The sequence below is a fragment of the Hymenobacter telluris genome (assembly GCF_017313265.1).
Classification (GTDB): domain Bacteria; phylum Bacteroidota; class Bacteroidia; order Cytophagales; family Hymenobacteraceae; genus Hymenobacter; species Hymenobacter telluris.
Map to the genome: position 1 here is coordinate 1 of NZ_JAFLQZ010000022.1, position 20,861 is coordinate 20,861.

The window sequence follows — 20,861 nt, forward strand, 5'->3', positions numbered from 1 at the left end:
CCGTCAACTAGTTTTTTGTCGGTCATGAGCAGCGGAAGTTAAGACTTCTCGCTGTCCGTTTCGGCTAGACCACCTCACCTACGAGGCTTTACCTACTGGCATTTAGTACGCTTTCTTCAGAAGCATAACCCGAACGTAATCGGGCTAAGCGAAAAGTTATTGAAGCCGACAGCTCGAGTTTTAAGCAAGGCGGGAAAGTTCTGGAAGGAATATCTCTCTGCCGAGCCAAGCCAAACTTGTATCTATTCTGGCGAGCTCCTAACCTTAGCGAACATGAGCCTTGACCATTTCCTACCATGGTCTTATGTCGCGCATGATCAACTGTGGAATATTATACCGACTCCTAAAAAGGTAAACTCCGCCAAAAGTGACTGGTTGCCTTCCTTCGGGCTGTATTTTGATGCCTACGCACAACTGCAATTTAATGGCTTTCAATACCATGCTTCACGAGGTAATGACACACTCTTAGAAGACTACCATATTCTTTTCTCTCAGGACCTAAATTTTTTACAAGGGCAAACTTTTGACTGGTTTCGCGAGCGGTTAGAACGCCAGATAGTACCGCAGCTCCAAACTGCACAAAATCTAGGCTTCTCCTATCCATTCGAGTATAAGCTCCCAGTACCCAATGTCTAATAACCCTAGATTCAAAAGCTAGTAATGGAATATCCCAAATTAGTGCGCGACTACATACCGACTATAATTCGTAAGTCAGGGCGTCATTGTCGCACCACAATACTGGCTGAGCCAGCATATCGTGTTGCTCTACTGGCGAAGCTAGTTGAGGAAGCCAAGGAAGCAGAGCTCGCTTCCTCAGAAGAGTTGTTGTCTGAACTTGCTGACGTACTTGAAGTCCTAGACGCACTATTTGTGGCTAACCAGTTCACTATGGATCAAGCTCGCCAACTTCAGCTACAGAAGCGGCAGGATCGAGGAGGGTTTGAAGGTCGACTGCAACTTGATTTAATTGAGGAGTAAACGTCAGTGCTGTTATCTATAAACTACTCTCTGACAACGTCAACTGAAACTAACAGTCAATGCTACCTGAAAGAGCTGGGATCTAGATCGCTGCATAGTAAGGACAAGCTAGTGGCCTAGTTTGACCCAGTAGGTTGAGCTAGATAATGACTTACTAGCTGCACCACTATCATTTAGCTTTCTAGTTGCTCTGTGTGGGCTTGCTGAGTAATAATTTTCAAGTCACTCATGGTCACCCAAGGTCTTTTGCGGTGTAGCATACGGTGGCAGTTTGAGCACACAAAAGCCAGGTCCTCCGGTTTTGTCAGCATTTCTTCCCTCAATTGTGATAGCGGAAGCACGTGGTGAGCTTCAATAAAACCGGCTCCCAGCTCGCCATACTTTTCAACGAAGGAAAAGCCACATATCTGACAGCATAGCTTGGGGTCCTCAGCTAAGCGTTGCTGCTTAGCCAACCGAATTAGTGCCTTGTTACGCTCTTTCGATCTGTGTAATGCAAACACTTCTTTACCCTCTGGGAAATACAAGACATCATCTTCCTCGGCAATAGCTTGTTGAGCAGGTTGCACATCTTCCACTGAATATATTACTGATTCAGTGGCTCTTACGTGCTTCGACTTAGTTTTAGCAGATCCTTCTTCTATCACAGGACCCTTCATCTGGTTACCTAGTATCCAGAGAAACGAGTGAGCGTCTAACAGCGTCGCCGCACTATCCTTTGTTCGAAGAAAGCTTTGTACCTGCTGGATGATGTCAATGAACGTCTTATAGTTTTCCCAAGAGACGTTCCGAGAGGTTTTAAACTCTGATAGTCCAATCAACTCGAATATATGATCAAATTTTTCCTGCGATATTGGAAGAAACCTGTTCCTATCCTTAATAAAGAAGAGATATGCAATAAATTGATAGCTTATTTTTTCATTAATCAACCGCTCGAATATCGTAACCTCAGAAGCCTTGCTTTTGTATAGATTAAAAAATATTTCCTCCAGGTTTTTGTTTTTACTTTGGTTTAGCAAATCATTCTTTTGCCGCCAATTGACAAGATTATTATTTATCCTCTTTCCAGAATGCACTACATTTGCATGGATTGCATTTGTTACACTCTCTTTAATAATTCCGCTACCGATCTGGTCTTGCTTCCACCACTTACTGCCCAGCGCATTTCTCGCCTCTTCATACACTGAGTATTTATAGTTTTCACTCATATTTATGAACACAGAATCTTTAAAAGATAAAAATGGACATTTATCCATTTTTTTAATGAATTCTTCAAAACGGCTGTAGCGTTGCTCAAGAAGATCAATACGTATTTTCACAATCATTTTTTTGATTATATCTTTTAAATATGTGCAAATACTTTTGGTGTATCTGACTTTTAAATCTGATTTACGCTTCGGTTCAGATTCCTAAATATTGCGCAGCATTAAACCGCTTTACATCATCTAATCGCGCATAGCGCTCAATCATGGCATCGGTTTTCTGCTTAGTTTGATTCTTAATAGCTTTATTAGATTGTCCCGCTTCAACTGCAATTGTGACGAAGGATGCGCGCAAGGAGTGAGCAGAATACATAAATCCTAGATGCCGCTGCACTAAGTCATTTACACTCTGATCCGTTAAGCGGTGTTTGCTAGGCTGAGCTGGACGATCCTTCGTGCCGCGACTCATGCGGGTGAACAAAGGACCACTCGTTCTACCTAAGGATTCAATCCATTCCTGCACGGCCCGCACCGGACAGAAATCCGCGCTAGGCGAATAGAAAACGGCTTTATCTTCCTCTAAGCCATATTGGTTGGTCTTGCTCTGCCGCAGATGAATCACCAGCGCTTGGCGGGTAAGCTCCACATCTTCTACGTTCAGCGCCACCAACTCCGAGCGGCGAAACGCTCCCGCAAAGCCCAGCAACAGTATGGCCCGATCCCGTAGCCCGGTGGGCGTGGTCACGTCCATCCCCCGAATGGCCTGCTTCAGTTCCGCCACGGTAAAAGCCGGAGCCTGCCGTTGCCGCTTGCCCACGACCCGGGCAATGCCATCAAGCACAACTTGCAAAGCCTCGTGACCAGTGGGCGACGGCTGACCAGCGAGTTGGTGCAGCTTGGCAATGGCGGCCACGTGCCGACGAATAGTCGCGAGCTTCATACCGCGGTCCGCCATTTGCGACACATAGCCGGCGACCGTGGTGACCTCCGCCGGCAAATGCGCGACCTGATGATGCTCGCAGTAATCCTGAAAGCTGCGTAAATCCGCCGAGTACCCACGCTTGGTATTCTCGGCACCGTGCAGACCAGCCTCGACGTACTTAGCAACCGAGGATGGCAGCTCAACCAAAGAGTTGTTACGAGTCGGAACAACGACGGTCAGCGAAGACGAATTTTCCATGCGCCTATATAAGGAGTAGCGATGAGTTTTCACCCCTAAAATAGTATAAAATAACTTAGTACCGATAATTGAGCATTATCGGTACTAAGTACAGCTGATGCCCTTTAGCATTCGACTTAAGTCTTGGGATATGTAAATTATAGAAGAAGAAGATGAGCATGAATAATTACTAATATACATTACATTAGATATTCAAACACCTTCATCAGTCTAATAGGATTAGTGATCCCTTGATATGGATGAAAGCGGATTCTTTGCAGATTCGCCTTCATCAGTTTCCCTGGGCACGGCAACTACAAACTATCAGTTAGTAGAAGTAGGTGCTGTCCGCCCCCAACAAGCCAGTCACCTCGAACCAGAGGTCCTGGTATACTTTAGCCCTGTCCAGCAGGGTACGCATGCTGCCGCCGATGCAGAGCGCATCCAGCAACCTATCCCGATGCAGGTACGCTTCTCGTAATCGCTGTCTGCTTTCCCCTTGCGATCTTGGTTAGTACCCAATTCCCAACCACTCGTTCCACTTGGCACGAACGGCATTGGTTGACCAGCAGTGCTGAGGCCGTCCCAGCCACCGAGTTGTATCCCCTCAGCAGAGGAAAAGCTGACATGCGACAGCTCACCAGACGATACAATGGGGAAACCTAGGTAAAACAAGTCGGGCAATGGCTGCGTTGTAAGTGCTTCCCATTTTCCTTCATTATGCCAACGAACACTCCCTCCGAAACAGTATTACGCGACTTGCTAAAAGGGCTTTACCGCGAGCTGGACGTTCACGAGAGCGCCAACAAAACGACCACCCACCCCGGCGTAAAACCAACCAACGACACCCTGATTGCCGAGGTCCGGGTGGCCATTGCCTGGGTGAAGTACCTGCTTCAAGAACCCCTTGAGGACGTAGAAGAATACCGGAAGTTTCTGCCACGGACCTAACCCTACCCAAATGATTGGTCACGAAAAGGCCCGGCTACTTCGGTATGGCCGGGCCTTTTGTTTTCCAGTAAGCGGCTGGGCGGCCTATTGGAGCTTAAAAGCGAACATAATGGTTTGCCGGGCCGCCACGGCCTTCGTGCTCAGCCGGGCCGGCGTCCACGTGTCGGGAATGGTGCGGGCCACGCGCAGGGCTTCTTCGTTACAGCCGTTGCCCAGGCCCTTGAGAATCCTGTGGTCTGATACCCGACCCAGTGTATCGACGGCGAAGGTAACCTAAACCTTGCCCTCGGTGTGGCGCTGGCGGGCCTACGCGGAGTAGGCGAGCTGGCTGCCCAGTACGGCCAGCGCGTCGTGGCGGCCGATAAACCACGGCGACTGGTTGAGGATGGTGCGCTCCCAATGCCCGGGGCTTACCTCAATGAGCCGTCGCAGTAATTCAGGAAAAGTGGACTTGCCTTCCAGCAGGTCAGCCCAGCGTTCGAGGTCGGTTGCGGTGACGAGTAACGTGTGCAGCATGATGATCCCGTTCAACTAAAAAAGCCCGGTACACTCCGAAGCGAGGACTTCGCCCGCGATGCATCTACCACCGAAATGTAGTCTGTCGCGATGATGGGCAGCGTGGTGGCAGATAGATTTTCTATCTCTCGACAGTCGCTGTATACTAAGCGGATGTAAAAATCAAGTAACAGAACGGCAGTCGGTTGGTAGCTGGTGCGCCGACTTATCGGCATCAAAGCTGCCTTGGCTAAAGTCAATTGCCAGCGAAAGTCGCTTTTTAAGCTATTTTTACTTAACCCATTTTTAAAGCAATGTTATTGAAAACCAACGCGTTAAGTAATATACAATAATATTTTGTAGGCTTAACCACAGAAAACAGATTTGATTTGCCACATTTGCAAAACAAAGTGGCAAATCAAATCTAAGCTTGTGGCAATTCCCGATTACGAAACTTGGCAGGGCAGCCCTAAGGAGGCAACGCAAGAAGTAGCAGCACTCTTGCTGGTTCATCACCCTGGTGTAATGCCTCCTACCGAGCGGGTACTGCGCAAGTGGCGTCAGGAGGAAGTAATCAGCCGCACCGGACGACGGTTCACCGGACGCAATGTGCTCGAAGCTGTGTATACAGCTTGGCAACGACGGGAAGGAGCCACGCTGATTGCTATTGCCTCGCAATTGCAGACTTTAGAATTGCCCCAGCTACACACGCAAGTAGCCTCGGCTACTGAAGCCACTACCCCAGCATATGCTGACGACCGGCGACTGACACAACTTATGACCCTGCTGGCGCACGGCGTGTTGAAGCAGTTTCAGGCTGTGCAAGCAGGACGAGCGGTGGGTGTCGGGTTAGGAGATACCACCGCCGCTACCGAGGCCGTTATTCCGTTGCCGCTTCGGCAAGCCCAAGCGCAACTAGCGCGGTTGGCATTTGAAGGTGGACAGGTAGATGAGTGTGCTAGTGTGCACGAGCTACTGTGGCGCTGCACTAAGCCCTTAAACGAGTGGGCCCCTCTGGCGCTGGCCCAACACCCGCATTACGCCGATGTGGTACTCATTGATGCCGAGTACCGAGTCCCTAGCCCAGCTTGCGAGGATTTTGGCGAGGAAGGCGGGCATTTGGCTGACCTCGTAGAAAATCAGATTTATCGGGGCCTGCGGCAGGCCCTTGACCAATTAGACGAGTCGGAACGCGACGTGACGTACACCTTAGTGCGGCGCTTCGTAGCAGAGCACCCCATGGTATCCCGCACGGGGCAAGCGTGGCGCAAGCTCTGGGCCAGCCCACGGCTCAATCCGGCCGTGCGCGAGTGGTTGCGCTTCGTGTATGAGCCGGCGCACGCCGCCTTGGCCAACCGCCAGGGCCTAGTAGCTCAATGCGCGCATTGCCACGCTCCGCTGGTAAGCCAGGACCGAAAGCCGCTCTCGTGTGTGCTATCGGCTTGCCGGGCCACCCATCCCCACCCAGCTGCTACAGGCGAACCCCTGGCATTAGCTGATGCCCTAGTAGCCCGGCCAGAAGTGCTACGCTACTGGTGCAATCCATCCCTCGATGAGTTGCGCCTGTTTCGGGAATTGACGGCTTTATTTCCGGAGGAAGAGGTGCAATTGTATCCTTATCAGGATTTGTGCGACGTGGCTGTGGGCACGCGCCTTGGCTTCGATGTGAAAGATTACACAGACCCAGTGCTGCTGGCACGCAAGCTGAACCGGGGCGTGGGGGGGCTGCGGCTCTATGACACAATGGTCGTGGCTGTGGCCGAGCGCCAAGTAGTAAACCGGCCACAATACTTGCCACAAGTGCGCGAGCACCTGCAAACGGCGCTCAGGCGCTCGCTCCGCGTACTTTCAGTGGATGATATTTTAGAAACCCTCCGTCATGATGGCCAGCTTTCGTAAGAAAAAATCAGGTCCTGCCAGTACCGACTCCGACATGCCGGAAGCAGTGGCCTGGCACCGCCAACGCCGTATTTTATGGGCCTGCGTCTTGCTAGAACAGTTAGGCGAAAGCTCACTCGACCGGCTGCCTCTACTTCTGAGTGGCTTACGGGCATGCCAGACCAGCTATCAAGCCGCCGACCACGGGGCTGCCTTTTTCCATATACGCCAGCGGGTAGGACCATTGCCAACGCGGCGGGCCGTGCAAAAAGCAGTGCGCGAGCTACTAGCCGCCGCTAGAGCACGGGAGTTTACGGCGAGCTACCGCATCAACGAGCACACCTTGGCGTTCGAGCGGGAGGCCGGGCATGAGGCCCTGATTGAGCAGGCCCGCCGTCAATTGGCCCAGCCCCCGCCCCGCCGGCAAACCCGTCGGACCCTGGCCCCAACTACTGGCGATTTGACCGTGCGTTTACGCGAAGACACGCTGCCGGTATCCATATCGGTACGCCTGACCAACATCACTCCCCCGCCCCCGCCGCAGTACGTGCTCAGCAGCGGGCCGCGACCACCGTTGCGGGTACCGTTAGCCGACCTGATGGCAACTGCGGTGCGTCTCGATGCAATTGACCAGGCGGTACATGGCCATGCCGTTGAGCACTGGGCTAGCCGTCTGAACGACATCCTGGTGGAAGCTTGGCGGGACGGCAAGCTAACCGAAACCGATACACTGGACTTGAGTGGGTTGCGCCACCTCATCGGCTTGCCGGGCTCGGGCAAGACCACGCTGATACTCTTGCTCTGCGCACTGCTAGCGGAGCAGGGCAAGCGCGTGGCGGTGTTTTTTACCAGCATCGAAACCGCACGCGACTATCTGGAGCGGCTTCGACGCTACGATGTCAACTCGGCGCTGCTCGTGGGCCGCAGCCCGGCCACCCATGCCCGCCATGCCGATCGCTTGGCACAACTGATTGCCTTGCAAGGACATGGAGGCTTCGGCTACACCCGGCCGGGGGCTGAACTGCTGGCCCAGACCTGCCCGTTGCCCGCCTTTGCCGTGGATGAAGCGTCGGCTTGGCGCGAGTGGCAGCCTACAGAGGCCCCATGCGAAAACTTCTACCTACCCGATTCGATACGCCAGGACCGGCCGCAACCGCTGCTGTGCCCCTTATGGGGCGGCTGTGGCCGGGTGCGCAACCAACGAGAGTTGGTGGAGGCCAGCGTATGGTTAGGCCACGTACGCGGGGCCGACACGGCCGTTCCGGCGCACACCAGCGCGGAAAAGCTTCAGTATTTCGAGCTGCTGGCGGATACGTTCGACCTGCTGATTTTTGATGAGGCCGACGAAACCCAGGCGCAACTCGACCAATTGGGGGCTCTGACGCTTGAGCTGGGCGGTACCAGCGAAAGCATTCACTACCAAGCCCAGCGCGTAACGGACCGAGCCATGACTGGGGCCATGGCACCCCGTGACCGGCAGCTACTGCTGCCTCACCACTACGCCGCCAATACGTTTGAGCGCCACCTGATTCGCTTTTATGACGAGGTGCAAAGCCTCGACCCGGAACTGGGCAAGCAGCTGGAAAACCAGCTCCTCACCACCAATTACCTTATCCGCTTCGCTCTCCGGCACGCCCGACTGGAGCTGCCGGCTGAGCACCGGGCCGGCATTCGCTCGTTTTGGGAGTCGGCCCTTTACGCTTCGTTTTTTCGCGATGGAGAGCAGATGCAGTCGGGCGTTACGCAGTGGGTGCGGCAACTAGGCTTTGCTTCGGAGAGTGCCGCTCAGGAGCGGTGGCGCGAATTGGTCGAGGCGTTCAACACGTACCTCTACGCCCTATACCACGACGATGATGTAGAAGCCGCCGTTGAGATACTGGTGGCGCAGGTAGCGAGCCTTGCCGACCCGACTAAGGCTGACCTGCTGGCCCCTGCGGCCCGCTTGCTGATAGTGGCCGGGTTTGGGGTAGCGGCTTACCAGAAGCTTGCCCGCGTTTCGCAGCCGCTGGTGCAGTACAACCTGTTGCCCGACTGGATTGCCGGCACCAAAACCAGCGAGGCGCTGCGCAACGCGGTGCCGCTTAATCTGCTCGGGGCGTTCAGCAGTGTGCGGTTTCGCTACCAGGAAAACCGGCACCGGGGCTTGTCCATTGACTATTTGCTGCTGGACACAACCCCACGCCTGCTGCTGCACCGACTGCACCAGCGGGGGGCACATGTGTTGCTCGCCAGTGCCACCTCATGGCTGCCCGATAGCCCGGCCTACCACGTGGGCGTGGAACCGGCCTACGTGTTGCGCACCCGCCGACCCGACCCAGTGGTGGTAAAGCTGCACTACCTGCCCTTGCCACATCCCCACCGGGCGGGCGAGTTTCTGCGCTTCAGCGGGGCCGGTGGGTTTCGCCACGACAACCTACGGCACATGGTGGCCAAACTGGCAGCCCCGGCAGGCCAGGCGCACAGTGGCACGGGCTCGCAGCTGGAACGGGCGGCGCGGCGCTCGCCCAGCGGCCGACACCGGCGCCTGTGCGCGCTCGTGGTCAATTCCTACGAGCAGGTTCGCCAAGTGGTGGTAGCCATCGCGCAGGTTAACCCCACGCTCGCGGCACAAACCCGGGGCATACTCCGCGAGCTTCCGGCCGAGCCAACCCTGGAGCGTTACCTGCTGAAAGGCCAGGTTGAGAGCCTGGGGCAGCTGGTCGTTGAGGAAAATGTGCAGGTAGTGGTGCTGCCTTTCACGGCGCTGGGCAGAGGCATTAACCTGATTTTCAACAACCCCGACGATGCCCAGGATATAGACAATCGCACGGCCGCCATTGGCAGCGTGTATTTTCTCACACGGCCCCACCCCACTGCCGATGACCTGACGCTGATGCTGGCTACAGTAGCCCAGCACACCGAGCAGTTTGATCAAGCCAATTTTGCCACCGCCAGCTTGGCCGAAGTGCAGCAGCGCTACGATGAAAGCAGACAGCACCTGTACACGCGGATTATGCGGTTGCTAGGCCGACCCCAGAGTGCCCAGCGCCTACCTAAAGAATTCCGCAAAGCCTTCGCGGCTAATCTGCTCATTCCCATCCTGCAAACCATTGGGCGGGCCATCCGGGGCGGCAGTCCGGCCGATGTATATTTCATCGACGCAGCCTGGGCACCCAACAGCGCCGAGCAGAAGCCCGACTCCAGCCAGACCAGCGTGCTGGTTACCATGCAAAAGCTGCTGCGGGCCTACCTCGGCCCTAACAGTCGGCCCGCCGACTGCCCGCCCGTGCTCCGGGCCCTCTACGAACCTTTCGGACCTGCTTTTCACGCCATCGACGGACTGATAACCAAACGTAATGCGGCGGCGCACCGCGCCGATTAAGTCAGTCTCCCACCCGTCATCACTCTTTACATTTTCCCCTTTCCGCCTAATGGCTTCGAAAAGCACTCCTTCATCCCTGGCCAAGTCCGCCCCGCCCACCCTGTTGGCCTTTAGCTTTGAGTCCCTCACCCCCGCCACCTACCGCGTCACCCGCGTAGCCTGGTCGCCAGAAGCCTACCAGATAGTGGCGGGCCTGCGCGAGGCTCTGCGCTCGCCGGCTTACGATAAGCCCAAGGAGCTGCCCATCAAAGACCTCCGATTGCGCACCCAGGTGTATGATCCCGGCGTGGTGCGAGTGAACGCCCGGCTCGGCATCGGCCATCCGCTGGCCGAAGGAGATGCCGTGAACATGTTGTTCACCACTTCGGCGCCGGCCGAGGCGAGCGAGCACGCCAACCGGGCCGTGGCTCATTGGGTGGATGAGGCGGTGAAGAAGATTCGTGGCCTCAAGCCCATGGATGCCCGCATCGCGCAGGGCCTCCGCACCCTGGCCGTGAATCAGCAGGCTATTGTGACACAGGCCGATAAGGTAAAAGTCTTTCAGTGGGCGACCACTGAAGCCACTAATGCCGCGCTGCCGCAGACTGCCACCGGCTTTGCTGATCTGGCCGACTACGTGGCTGCCCAGCTCGTGGGCAAGGTGATTTTCCCGGCGGCAGGCCCGCTACGGCGCGAAATCGGCAGCACGCTGGACAAGGGTTACGCCCGCTTGCTAACTGACCCGGAAGTAGTTCCGATGGGTGCCGAAGCGCCGTGCAGCATCAGTCTGGGGCTTACCATCACAGTAGCCACATACCCCGCCCGACCCCTGCCTGTGATTCTGATAAACATGGGCAAGCGGGTATGGACCACAGGCCCTAAAGGCCGTTTTTTTGGCAATGACCTGGGCGGGTTTGTCCTGCCGGTGGGCGAAGACCGGGCTTTTAAGTTCAGCATCGACTCCCACCGGCTAACCCTGGACGATGACTACCGCGCTATTGCGGCAGGCTACCCCGACCTGCCGGCCGGCGACCAACTCACGGCCGGCGACTTGGTGCGAGCAGGCGGAAACTATCCCGGCAACCGCGTCGTGGTGGCCGCCGCGCCAGGCCGCTCGGTAGAAAAGGTGGCTGGCCGGGGTGTTACTGACCTCGACCGGCAGCTGGCTTTCGAGCGCCTGACCGAGCTACTGGCTCCCCAGGGGTTCACCCCGTGGGGCGGGTATCTGCAACGCATCGAAACCGGGGCCAAAACGCTGAATGGGCTGATAGGCAAGTGGGATGTTGCCCACCACACCGGAACGGATGAGGAAAAGGCCAAAGACCAGGTGCTGCAGGAATGGACGCGCGAGCTGCACACCGGGCTCAACCAGTTCTACGATGGCACGCACCGCATTCTGGTAGCCTACCAAACCGGCCTGCACGACGATGCCGCCCGCGTGGAAGCCACACTCACTAAAGTATTAGGTACCAAAGGCGTGGTGGTGACGCGCGTGCTCTTGCCAGACCACGTGCACGGCCCCCGGGCCTGGGGCCCCGAAGGCGAGAAGCCCGCCCCACCCGAGGAGCGGGGCAAGGCAAAAGCAGCCATCTGGACACCCTGGATAGCGGAGCAGGTCAAGCAGCTGACCACTAAGAAGCAGGACTTGCCGCACGGCATTATTGTACTGGCGCGCCGCAACTACGGTGCGGGCCAGTACGACGATGCCATCAGCAAGCAGGTGGGGCGGGTTGCGCTGATAAAGGGTTTTGCGGGAGCCAACGTGCAGTACTTGCTGCCTTCGGCCTCGGCGGGCGTTACGCCCAGCGCCGCACAGCTAAGCAAATTTCAGATGCGCGTGCTGAACGGCTGGCGCGACCTAGCCCTGAAAAGCGTTGGGCGAATGCCTATTGTGCCCAGCCGCCTGGCTAAACGAATGCCCTTTGTACAGCAGGGCAACCAGCCGCCCGTGATATTAGGGGCCGGCATCGTGCGGGTAAACAAAACGCGTGAGCGCAAAAACAAAACCAGCTTTATTCCTTACGTAATCGAGCTGGACCCCGTCTCGGGCGAGTGCCAGGCCACGTTGCTGCTGCGGGCGGCGGGCAGCAAACAGCCCGTACAGCCCGTCTCGATGCGGCCGCTCAAGCAGGCCGTGCTGGCGCTGGCCACTCACGGTCCCAGCTACCTGGCCGAGCACAGCAGCCCTCAGAAAGTACTGGTCGAGCGCCAGCAGCTGACCGAAGCTTTTTTGCACGACGTGCTGCTGAGCCGCTCCAAGCACCACCAGGGCCGGGAAATAGTGTTGCTGGCCGACACTTCAACCCTAAATGGCATCTGGCGCTGGTTGGCCGACGCGCAGGTGAACCCGGCGGATGTGCGGTTGCACGGCCTCACCGAGTTCCAGAAAGCCCTGCCCAACGTGACGTTTGTGCGCCTGCGCCACAACCATTCGCCCAAGGCGCTGCTGCCCACCGAGCACGTTAAAGTTTCTTTCGACCAACCCGACGGCACCCGTTCGGAGCCCCGCCTGTCGGCCCGCTGGGCCGATGCGAAGCTCTACCGCCTCACCGACCCGAGCGTGGGTTTGCCCACCTACCTATCCTATGGCTCGCGCATGTTCCAGCCGGTGCGAAGCGCCAGCAGTTACCGGCCTACGCGCAGCGTGAAAGGAGACAAGGAACCCCCCACCGCTCCTTTCACGAAAACCTGGGCCACGCCAAACCCGCTGGAAATAACGGTGCTGCAAGACCCCGACCAGCCGGCACGCTTTCAGCCCGATGAGCTGGCTTTTCTGGTGGAAACCCTGCGCTCTTCCTACGACCACTTTGGCGGCTGGACCACTTTGCCTGGCCCGCTGCACTTTGCCTCAGTACTTAAAGAGTACGTACCCGATTACGTGTTGGCGGAGGAAGAGGCCGCGGCGAAGGAAGAAGCCAAAGAGGAGAAAGAATAACTGTTCTACGCCAACCATTAGCGGCGCAGCCACCTATCCAGCAGGTGGTTGCGCTCGCATATTTTCCACAATAAGGCTGGTTCTGCTATGCAGCAAATTTCTACCCCTACCCCGGAGCCTAGACCCGGGGCTTCGCCCCTGGCGGAACTACTCGATAGCCTGAATGCCCAGCAGCACGAGGCCGTGACGCATCCTGCCGGCCCTGTGCTGGTGGTAGCGGGGCCCGGCACGGGAAAGACGCAGGTACTGGCTGCCCGCGTGGCCTGGGTATTAGCCCAGCCCGGCGGTCCCCGCCCCAGCGAAATTCTGTGTTTGACCTACACCGATATGGCGGCCAATAACATGCGGCATCGCCTGCGCCAGCTACTCGGGCCCATTGCCCACGAGGTAGAGGTGCATACCTTCCACAGTTTCGGCCGACTTATCATCCGGGACAACGAGGAATTGCTGGGCCGACACGATCTAGCACTGGCCTCCGAAACCGAAACCCGGCAGTTTTATACCAATTTGATTGACGAGCTGCCTCTAGGACACCCGCTGCGGCGGGAAACGGGCGACATCTACTACGAAGCCCAACGCCTTGAGCTCACGTTTAGCATCATGAAAAAGGAGGGCTGGACGGGTCCTCAGTGGGTAGAAGCACTCGAAGCTTACCGCCAGCAGCTGCCCACCTTGGAGGCCTACCAGTACCAGAGCGCCAATAAGACGCGCAACATCAAAAAAGGCGACCCCCACCTGGAAAACATCAAAAAGGAAACTAAGCGCATTGAATTGAGCCAAGCGGCAGCGGCACTTTTTGAGCCATTTCAAGAGCGGTGGCAACAAGCCAAACGCTACGACTACTATGATATGCTGGGGTGGGCTATTGGCCTGCTCCAGGCGCATCCCACGCTCCGCGAGCGGTATCAAGAGCAGTTTCGACACGTGCTGGTCGATGAATATCAGGACACTAACGGGGCGCAGAACCAACTACTCTGGCTAGTAGCCGGCCCAGAGCCCGACGCCAATGTGCTGGTGGTGGGCGATGATGACCAAAGCATCTTCCGTTTTCAGGGGGCGTGTCTAGCTAACTTAGAAGCCTTTACCGACCGTTACCCGGCTGCTGCTGTAGTGGTACTGACGAATAATTACCGCTCGTCGGCCCGGGTGCTGGAGGCCGCCAGCCGATTGATTACTCGCAACCGGGAACGTCTGTGCCACAAGCTGCCCAAGATTAGCAAACAGTTGGTGGCCTGCCATCCGCAGTTCAAAGCGTCGGCCGTTGCGCCGGTCGTGCGGCGCTACCAATCGGCCTGGCACGAGGCAACGCACGTAACCGCCGAGCTGGCCTCCTTATACAGCGATGCTGGTCCGACGTGCCGCTGTGCCGTGCTGGCACACGACCGAAACCAGCTCGACGTGCTGGCGCAGCTGCTAGCTGCGCGGGGTATCCCCTTCTTCCGCAAACGGCAGGTGAACGTACTGAAGGAGGAAGCGCTGGCCACCAACTTGCACCGGGTGCTCACCTACTTGGCCGAGGCTTTACGGCCGGTGACTGCCCTAGCCGAACCGGCGCTATTTGCGGTACTGCACTTAGAGTGTTTCGGCGTGCCGCATGCTGACCTTGTGCGTCTGGCGGCCAGCTACCAGCAGCGCTTCCCACGCGGCAGCGCGGCCTGGCCGTGGCGCGAGTGGCTGGCTGCTGCCGCCGAAGACCCGGAAACAGCTGATGACTTGCGGCTCTCGGCCGCTGGTCGCCCCTTGCTGGCAGCCGCTTTGGCGCAACTCGACCACTGGGTACGGGCCGCCGCTAGCCTGCCCGTCGCCGAAGTGGCCGAACTGGTAGTGCGGAATACCTTGCTGCCATGGCAGGTTACCCATTACCCGCACCCGGCACACCAGCACGCGGTAGCCCGCACGTTGCGCAGCTTCCTGCGGGACGAAGAAACCCGCCAGTCTCGCCTTACTTATGAGGGGCTGCTGATTGCCTGGGACATCACGGCCGCCACCACGTCGGGCCTGCCCCTGGAAAGAACCACGGGCAGCGAGGCGGCGCACCTGCACTTGCTGACCGCGCACACGGCCAAGGGGCTGGAATTTGAGCGCGTATGGCTGCTGGGCTGTCAGCAAAATGTGTGGCACCGCAAGTCATCGCCACGCCACTACGTGCTGCCGCCTGCGTTGGCCACCCGCTCCACGGGCAGCAGTGAGGAGGAATCTAGGCGCGTATTTTTCGTGGCCCTCACCCGGTCGCAGGAACACCTGACTATCAGCTACGCCAGCCAGGATTTTCTGGCTGGTGAAACGGAAGAGTGCCGGTTCATTACGGAGTTGGCCCAGGATGGATTAGTCGCCGATGAAACTGGGATACCCGATGAATCGGTGGTGCTGGCCCAAGCTCAGTTGCATGCCCCTGTCGTAGCTGCGGCCCCGCTGCCCGACTCTGCCGCACTAGACGCGCGACTGGCTGATTTCACCCTCAGCATCACCATACTCAATGCTTACCTGCGGTGTCCCATAGGGTGCTACTACGAGCAGGTACTGGAGGTACCCTATGCCGAAAATGAGTCCCAGGCATTTGGTAAAGCTGTTCACCGAGCACTGGAGAAATACTTTAGCGCTGCCCGGGATGACGAACGGCAGGAATTTGGCCCAGCGGAGGAACTTGTTGATGCTTTTGAAAAGGCTTTCTGGTACTACCGGGCCACTTTATCTCCGGTAGCCTACCAGCGCCGACAAGCTGCCGGACGGCGCTGGCTCTTCGACTTTCACGCGCACTTTCAGGCTATCTGGCGGCCCCATGCCCTAACTGAGCACCCAGTGACGGCACTATTACCCAACGGCATTGAGCTTACCGGCGTGCTCGACCGGCTCGACCCGCACCCTCAGGGAGGCCATCAAGTCGTCGATTACAAAACCGGCAAACCGGATAATGCCACTGCTGCACTCAAACCGGCGGCCTCCGATACCACGCTGGCTGAGTGGCTGCAAGACTCGAAAGTACGTGGAGGTGATTATTGGCGTCAGGCGGTATTCTACCACCTGCTGCTAAAGCATGACGTAACCCAAGCATTCAAGCCTCTCAGCGTTCGCTTTCAATATGTGCCCCCTCGGGAAGACAAGGCTCCGGGCCAGCGCTATGAGCCTTACGAAGTCAATGTGCAATCGGAAGATGAAGCTGCTGTGCTCGCCCAAATCACAGCAGTCGATGCGGCCATCCGGGCGCGTGATTTTAGCCATGGCTGCGGCACTTGCTACTGGTGCCTACTACGGGGCAAGATTACTGTTCCCTCAGAACAATAACTATTTGTGCTGGAATCGTGAGAAATTGTGCAACCGCTATACCCTAAGAACTTATGCGAGTACAACAGCAACAAGAACAAACAGCAATACCCAGATAGATAATTTGATTACGTGCTTCTTGGTTTACTTCAACCTCGAACAGCATAACCCATTGAAAAAAAGCAGTCTCTGAGGTTAAACCCATTAGAACTCTCTATATGCAGCAAGATAAAATCGTAGCGGAAATTGGACAGCTATTTAAGTCGGCCGTAGCATCTGAGCGAACGGAGTAGCTTCACTTTTTCTAACCACTGAGCCACTGTAACCAGTAGTACCAACAACTGGACTTTGGCAAAGGCTGGTCAGCCTATTTTTAACTGCCTCTACTTGTCCTTGGACACGCAAAAGCATTCGCCAGTCCAGTGACTACGACCTCGATCATTTGCTACCATTAGCTGTGTATCCCGTCAATGAATTGTGGAACCTGGTTCCGGTAGACCGTGAGTTCAACCAGCGAATCAAAAGAGACCGGGTACCATTTGATCAGCGCTTGCGGGAAGCGGAACCTTGGCTAGCAGAGGCCTACCGGGGCTATGATCGGTCCTGTTCGTTGAGGCAAGCCGTGCAGGAAGATGCCGCTTTGCGTTTCTCGGCAATTCAACACCAGCCTGATTTCGCAGCGGCTCTAGGGCAGCAAGCAGTGGAGTTTAGTAATGGCGTCGCGGCAGCCCGTTACGTCATGCGTTTTTAACCATGCATGGAATACTGTAAACTAGTCCGCGACTTCATTCCTGACATTATTGCCGCGTCAAAGCGGCGTTGTGCAACGCGCGTGCTGGAGGAGCAGGCGTACCAGGATGCACTACGCGAAAAGCTGGTTGAGGAAGCCCTAGAGGCGAAATCTGCTCCTTTGGCGGAATTGGCCATTGAACTTGCTGATGTACTGGAAGTCATTGCTGCCCTGGCCACAGCATAAGGTTTACGCATGGAAGAAATACAACAACTTCAGGCCGCCCGTCGCCAAGAGCGCGGAGGGTTCCAGGCCCAGCTGCAGCTGCTGAAAATTCACGAAGAGCAACCACAACAGCCAATCCAAACACCTAACAAGTCAAATCAGCACGAGCACTAGTAACTCTTCAGTTTTCAGCAATAAGGATAATCACGCAACAACAACACACTGTGCATAACGACACATATTTTTCACAATGACAACTCTTGCTATGAATGTCCAAATTGATACCCTAATTGCCAGTCAGTATGCAAACAAGCACTATGGTGAGCTTGAGGCCGTCTCTATGCTATTTAGCCGAGCCTTCTTAACCGGGCTTAAATCCATTTTAAACCACAATCCTTGGCATAGGCCCAACATAAAAAGCCGGTACAATATTCGAATCGGCTGGATTGACAAGATTCCATTAGCTGAATTCAACCCACCAGCAATTGGCGTTAACGGCGCGACCATTACCCAACGGGTGGAGGTAGGGGACTTTATGATAATTCTATCTGAGAACCATCTGCAGCGCAACCCGGATGACACTATTAGATATTGTAAAAATCAAAGGGCATTAATAGTGCAGGCTAAGCTGTCCGACCAACAAAATCCAACTTCTCCAATCGGTCATATCCCTCCGTCAGGCATTACCCCAACTCTCAAGGAGCTGGCACTGTTAAGCTCTTGGCCTTCATTTGATCTTTACTTAGCCTCTAGATCAAAAACCCACATTATAAAAAATCTAAACATTCCCTTTAATCCACAACAATCCTGTTTCTCAGGATTTAATAACAAAAAATGGTTCTGCGGTCAAGCAGTAAATAAAGCTCCTTGTAATCTATCCCTTGGGGAGGTAATCGAAAATATAACGAAAAGAAATGCTGGCTTTGTATTTAATGAGGTCAGCCCCCAAAATGATTGGGACGAGCTCATAAAAGCCATGGTTGATATATGCCAGAAGAAAAACCGTCCTAAGCGTTATATCAACACTGCCGCTCCCGGCCGATTGCTTAGTGCTTTTACTCAATTTATTGATGACACTCAATACAAAGATCTGGTACTGGAAGAGGACAATCCCGTTTTCCCCATCCTGTTTATTGATAGATATCTGATAGAAGGCGAATAATATGAATGCACCTTGGTAACTCATCTCTACTCGGGTGCCCCCATATGAAAACACTTCCGTGCCTATCAGTGGCGCTATCGTGACCTTTTGAACTCGTATGTCCTCACTTTTATTTCTGCTGGTCTGCGCGCTTGCAGCAGCATTATACTTTCTCTACGCCCGTTTGCTTGAGCGCGACGCTACAATTCAAAAGCTACAGCGGCAGAACGCGGTCATGGGTAGTCGGTACAAAAGTTTAGCTGAAATTGAAACTGCTCATCAGCACCTTACGCGCCAGAACCAAGCGCTGCAGCAACAGCAGGTGCAGCTGACCAACACCGTTCGACAGTTGGGCAATACTATTGTCGAGGTAAAAGCGGATCTTGAGGCGCATCACAAAGCAATGCGGGTTGCAGCTACGGGCTACGCGAAGGACCGGTTTGTGCTTGAAGTTCCGGCTTTTGAGCAGCGCTTCAAAACCATAAAAGGCCGGCAAGCACAGATGATAGTAGAAGGCAACGCGGCCCGGGCCGAAGAACGATTGAGAGTCGCGGGTAACGAAGCCGAGGGCAAACGCCGCCAGGAGCAGGTAATGAACCTAATGCTAAGTGCATTCAACGGCGAATGCGAAGCAGTGATTGCACAAGTGCAGCCTTATAAACTTGAAATCGCGGAGAAACGCATTCGTAAGGCATTCGCCGCAGTAAATAACCTGGGTGCCGCGCAGAAATGCTTAATTACAGATTCCTATTTAGCGGTACGATTAGAAGAGTTATTCCTTACCGAAGCTTACCGTCGCAGGCTGAAGACCGATAAAGAAGCACAGAGGGAAGCTCAAACGAGATTCCGAGAGGCGCTACGCGAAGCCAAGAAACTGGACGAAGCGCGAGCTAAGGCCCAACGGGACGAGGACTTTTATGCAGAGGCGTTGCGGCGCGCCAGGGAGCAGGCCCAGCATTCCTTTGGAACTGAGCGCCAACGCTACACGCAACAAATTGAGCAGTTAAGGCAATCGTTGGCTCAAGCACAGGAGATGAAACGTAGGGCAACGGCTCAGGCCCAGCTCACCACTGCTGGGCACGTGTACGTGATCTCCAACATAGGCTCCTTTGGAGACAACGTGTACAAAATTGGGATGACACGCCGCTTGGATCCGCAAGACCGAATCGATGAGCTAAGCAACGCATCAGTTCCCTTTCCCTTCGATGTGCATGCCATCATTTCCTGCGACAATGCGCCGATGTTGGAAAAACGTCTTCACCACCTGTTTCAGCACCGCCGGGTGAATATGGCAAACGAACGCAAGGAGTTCTTTCAGGTTTCCCTGCACGAAATTGCAGCTGCCGTTCAGGCCAATCACGGGGAAATACGCTTTGTGCACGAAGCTGCCGCCGATGAGTACCGGCAAACACAGCACCTGCGTGCGAAGCGGCCTCAATAAGTTTAATCATCACATCCGTTAGCTACGAGCGCATATTCGCCGCACATTCATTGACTCAAGTTGAAGATGCCGACTTCACAGCCACAATCTCCTGGTTTGCAAGCATGCCAGGTCGGCTTCAGTCTCTTCCACTGCTTGCACACGATGCTGCACTGTTCGATTGACCCCGAGGACGACGCGCAAAAAGACTTCGTACGCTTAACCTGTGCCTTGCACAATACCGAAGCGATCTGCCGTAGTTTTTGGGCACTGGAAGAGCGAATTTGCGAAGGAGAAACCATCAACGTCGCTGAATACGTCTATGTCGGATTGGAAATTATGCTCCAGGATCACGATGCCTGGAACATGTTAACTACGTTCGGTGAAGCATTGGATACGTTCCTACTCAACGGCTTTGTAGTAACAGAACAAGAGATTCCGCGTTATCTGGATACCGCACAGCTTTTTTGCCAAGGAGTCAAGAACAGACACCTAGATGGATTGAGTCCCTTAAATTTTGCTACCAAGCATTTAGTGAGTTACGTCAGTTGGCTACAAGTAGCAGGTGCCTGAATTCCGCTTTCAAAGATTGCAGTGTTATACGTTACGGTTGGTCTTAATCAACACCATCAAGCACAAAGCCTTCCGGAGCCCGGTTGGAAATGCGCTGGTGGTATGGAGATATATAAACCTCCCCTAACTCCTTGCTGCTGTAATCAGTCAGATGGTAGCAATCCACTGGGTTATCGATTCTAGCGGCAGAGCGCGAGCCGGTGCGCTGCCAGTCCAGCAACCGGCCGTCGGGTGGGCTCAGCCGGCGAAAGTACAATTCGGCGGACACGATACCGGCCATGGGTACTGGGTTGGAAGCTACGCGGCCAAAAGGGCCGGTGCCACCGGGAATTTCGTCTGCATCGTAGCCCACCGGCCCGCCTGACTCGGCTACTAGCCGCGCGGTGAGACGCTCCTGCTCGTCCGGCGAGACCGGCACCCGGGCAAACAACAGACTGAGCAAAACGGTAGTCATCTGCTCTGCGGTTAGCGCAAAGTCGAAGTCTTCGCTGAGCACCGTGGCCCGGGAATGAAGCTCGGCAGCTGACTTGCAGCCACGCTAAATCACGGATACAGCGTGGCTGCAAGTCAGCT

16 protein-coding genes and 1 pseudogene are annotated in these 20,861 nt (G+C 55.4%); 12 read left to right on the forward strand and 5 right to left on the reverse strand.

Translation table 11 applies throughout. The features are described 5' to 3' along the window. Positions 1–159: 159 nt before the first annotated feature. Together J0X19_RS24890 and J0X19_RS22130 are read left to right on the forward strand one after the other, a co-directional pair. The gene (locus J0X19_RS24890; protein WP_257573411.1) at positions 160–636 is read left to right on the forward strand and encodes an HNH endonuclease domain-containing protein; all 477 of its coding nucleotides are present in this window, start codon (positions 160–162) and stop codon (positions 634–636) included. A 24-nt stretch (positions 637–660) separates the two neighbouring features. Next, entirely contained in the window at positions 661–978 is a 318-nt protein-coding gene (locus J0X19_RS22130) for a nucleoside triphosphate pyrophosphohydrolase (protein WP_206986598.1), read from the forward strand. A 173-nt stretch (positions 979–1,151) separates the two neighbouring features. Here J0X19_RS22130 and J0X19_RS25180 read toward each other — a convergent pair whose 3' ends face one another. Then, on the reverse strand, positions 1,152–2,297 hold the full coding sequence (locus J0X19_RS25180) for an HNH endonuclease (RefSeq protein WP_206986599.1): 1,146 nt from the start codon (positions 2,295–2,297) through the stop codon (positions 1,152–1,154). A gap of 82 nt (positions 2,298–2,379) precedes the next feature. Then, entirely contained in the window at positions 2,380–3,360 is a 981-nt protein-coding gene (locus J0X19_RS22140) for a tyrosine-type recombinase/integrase (protein ID WP_206986600.1), read from the reverse strand. 699 nt (positions 3,361–4,059) lie between these two features. On the opposite strand from J0X19_RS22140, the gene J0X19_RS22145 reads away from it, so the two are divergent. Beyond that, positions 4,060–4,290 carry a hypothetical protein gene (locus tag J0X19_RS22145; protein WP_206986601.1) on the forward strand — a complete coding sequence of 77 codons (231 nt, stop codon included), beginning with the start codon at positions 4,060–4,062 and terminating at the stop codon, positions 4,288–4,290. 84 nt (positions 4,291–4,374) lie between these two features. Here the strand turns inward: J0X19_RS22145 and J0X19_RS25265 are convergent. Both J0X19_RS25265 and J0X19_RS22155 read right to left on the reverse strand, forming a co-directional pair. Beyond that, positions 4,375–4,551: pseudogene (locus J0X19_RS25265) on the reverse strand (energy transducer TonB); the annotation flags it as partial. 45 nt (positions 4,552–4,596) lie between these two features. After that, entirely contained in the window at positions 4,597–4,806 is a 210-nt protein-coding gene (locus tag J0X19_RS22155; protein ID WP_206986602.1) for a hypothetical protein, read from the reverse strand. A gap of 504 nt (positions 4,807–5,310) precedes the next feature. Between J0X19_RS22155 and J0X19_RS22160 the strand changes: the two genes are divergently transcribed. The 9 genes from J0X19_RS22160 (at position 5,311) to J0X19_RS22200 (ending at position 20,288) form a co-directional block, all read left to right on the forward strand. After that, entirely contained in the window at positions 5,311–6,684 is a 1,374-nt protein-coding gene (locus J0X19_RS22160; protein WP_206986603.1) for a restriction endonuclease-related protein, read from the forward strand. Beyond that, positions 6,665–10,024, forward strand: coding sequence for a hypothetical protein (locus tag J0X19_RS22165; RefSeq protein WP_206986604.1), 3,360 nt, complete (start codon positions 6,665–6,667; stop codon positions 10,022–10,024). The genes J0X19_RS22160 and J0X19_RS22165 overlap by 20 nt, the downstream gene beginning before the upstream one ends. Before the next feature lie 49 nt (positions 10,025–10,073). Continuing rightward, on the forward strand, positions 10,074–12,938 hold the full coding sequence (locus tag J0X19_RS22170; protein ID WP_206986605.1) for an RNaseH domain-containing protein: 2,865 nt from the start codon (positions 10,074–10,076) through the stop codon (positions 12,936–12,938). 87 nt (positions 12,939–13,025) lie between these two features. After that, positions 13,026–16,220, forward strand: a complete 3,195-nt coding sequence (locus tag J0X19_RS22175) for an ATP-dependent helicase (protein ID WP_206986606.1) — start codon at positions 13,026–13,028, stop codon at positions 16,218–16,220. 337 nt (positions 16,221–16,557) lie between these two features. Further along, the gene (locus tag J0X19_RS22180) at positions 16,558–16,950 is read left to right on the forward strand and encodes an HNH endonuclease domain-containing protein (RefSeq protein WP_206986649.1); all 393 of its coding nucleotides are present in this window, start codon (positions 16,558–16,560) and stop codon (positions 16,948–16,950) included. Between the two features lie 6 nt (positions 16,951–16,956). Next, positions 16,957–17,175: a nucleoside triphosphate pyrophosphohydrolase gene (locus tag J0X19_RS22185; protein WP_206986607.1), complete on the forward strand. Its 219-nt coding sequence runs from the start codon at positions 16,957–16,959 to the stop codon at positions 17,173–17,175. A gap of 244 nt (positions 17,176–17,419) precedes the next feature. Next, the gene (locus J0X19_RS22190) at positions 17,420–18,316 is read left to right on the forward strand and encodes a hypothetical protein (RefSeq protein ID WP_206986608.1); all 897 of its coding nucleotides are present in this window, start codon (positions 17,420–17,422) and stop codon (positions 18,314–18,316) included. Positions 18,317–18,413: 97 nt separating this feature from the next. Beyond that, positions 18,414–19,736 carry a DUF4041 domain-containing protein gene (locus tag J0X19_RS22195; protein WP_206986609.1) on the forward strand — a complete coding sequence of 441 codons (1,323 nt, stop codon included), beginning with the start codon at positions 18,414–18,416 and terminating at the stop codon, positions 19,734–19,736. A 144-nt stretch (positions 19,737–19,880) separates the two neighbouring features. Further along, on the forward strand, positions 19,881–20,288 hold the full coding sequence (locus J0X19_RS22200; RefSeq protein ID WP_206986610.1) for a hypothetical protein: 408 nt from the start codon (positions 19,881–19,883) through the stop codon (positions 20,286–20,288). A 43-nt stretch (positions 20,289–20,331) separates the two neighbouring features. Here J0X19_RS22200 and J0X19_RS22205 read toward each other — a convergent pair whose 3' ends face one another. Next, positions 20,332–20,742 carry a hypothetical protein gene (locus tag J0X19_RS22205; RefSeq protein ID WP_206986611.1) on the reverse strand — a complete coding sequence of 137 codons (411 nt, stop codon included), beginning with the start codon at positions 20,740–20,742 and terminating at the stop codon, positions 20,332–20,334. Positions 20,743–20,861: the final 119 nt, after the last annotated feature.

Excerpts from the sequence above, each read along its gene's own strand:
- J0X19_RS22130 (WP_206986598.1), top strand. The coding sequence starts at position 661 with ATGGAATATCCCAAATTAGTGCGCGACTACATACCGACTATAATTCGT.
- J0X19_RS22140 (WP_206986600.1), bottom strand. The coding sequence starts at position 3,360 with ATGGAAAATTCGTCTTCGCTGACCGTCGTTGTTCCGACTCGTAACAAC.
- J0X19_RS22145 (WP_206986601.1), top strand. The coding sequence starts at position 4,060 with ATGCCAACGAACACTCCCTCCGAAACAGTATTACGCGACTTGCTAAAA.
- J0X19_RS22155 (WP_206986602.1), bottom strand. The coding sequence starts at position 4,806 with ATGCTGCACACGTTACTCGTCACCGCAACCGACCTCGAACGCTGGGCT.
- J0X19_RS22160 (WP_206986603.1), top strand. The coding sequence starts at position 5,311 with ATGCCTCCTACCGAGCGGGTACTGCGCAAGTGGCGTCAGGAGGAAGTA.
- J0X19_RS22165 (WP_206986604.1), top strand. The coding sequence starts at position 6,665 with ATGATGGCCAGCTTTCGTAAGAAAAAATCAGGTCCTGCCAGTACCGAC.
- J0X19_RS22170 (WP_206986605.1), top strand. The coding sequence starts at position 10,074 with ATGGCTTCGAAAAGCACTCCTTCATCCCTGGCCAAGTCCGCCCCGCCC.
- J0X19_RS22175 (WP_206986606.1), top strand. The coding sequence starts at position 13,026 with ATGCAGCAAATTTCTACCCCTACCCCGGAGCCTAGACCCGGGGCTTCG.
- J0X19_RS22185 (WP_206986607.1), top strand. The coding sequence starts at position 16,957 with ATGGAATACTGTAAACTAGTCCGCGACTTCATTCCTGACATTATTGCC.
- J0X19_RS22190 (WP_206986608.1), top strand. The coding sequence starts at position 17,420 with ATGAATGTCCAAATTGATACCCTAATTGCCAGTCAGTATGCAAACAAG.
- J0X19_RS22195 (WP_206986609.1), top strand. The coding sequence starts at position 18,414 with ATGTCCTCACTTTTATTTCTGCTGGTCTGCGCGCTTGCAGCAGCATTA.
- J0X19_RS22200 (WP_206986610.1), top strand. The coding sequence starts at position 19,881 with ATGCTGCACTGTTCGATTGACCCCGAGGACGACGCGCAAAAAGACTTC.
- J0X19_RS22205 (WP_206986611.1), bottom strand. The coding sequence starts at position 20,742 with ATGACTACCGTTTTGCTCAGTCTGTTGTTTGCCCGGGTGCCGGTCTCG.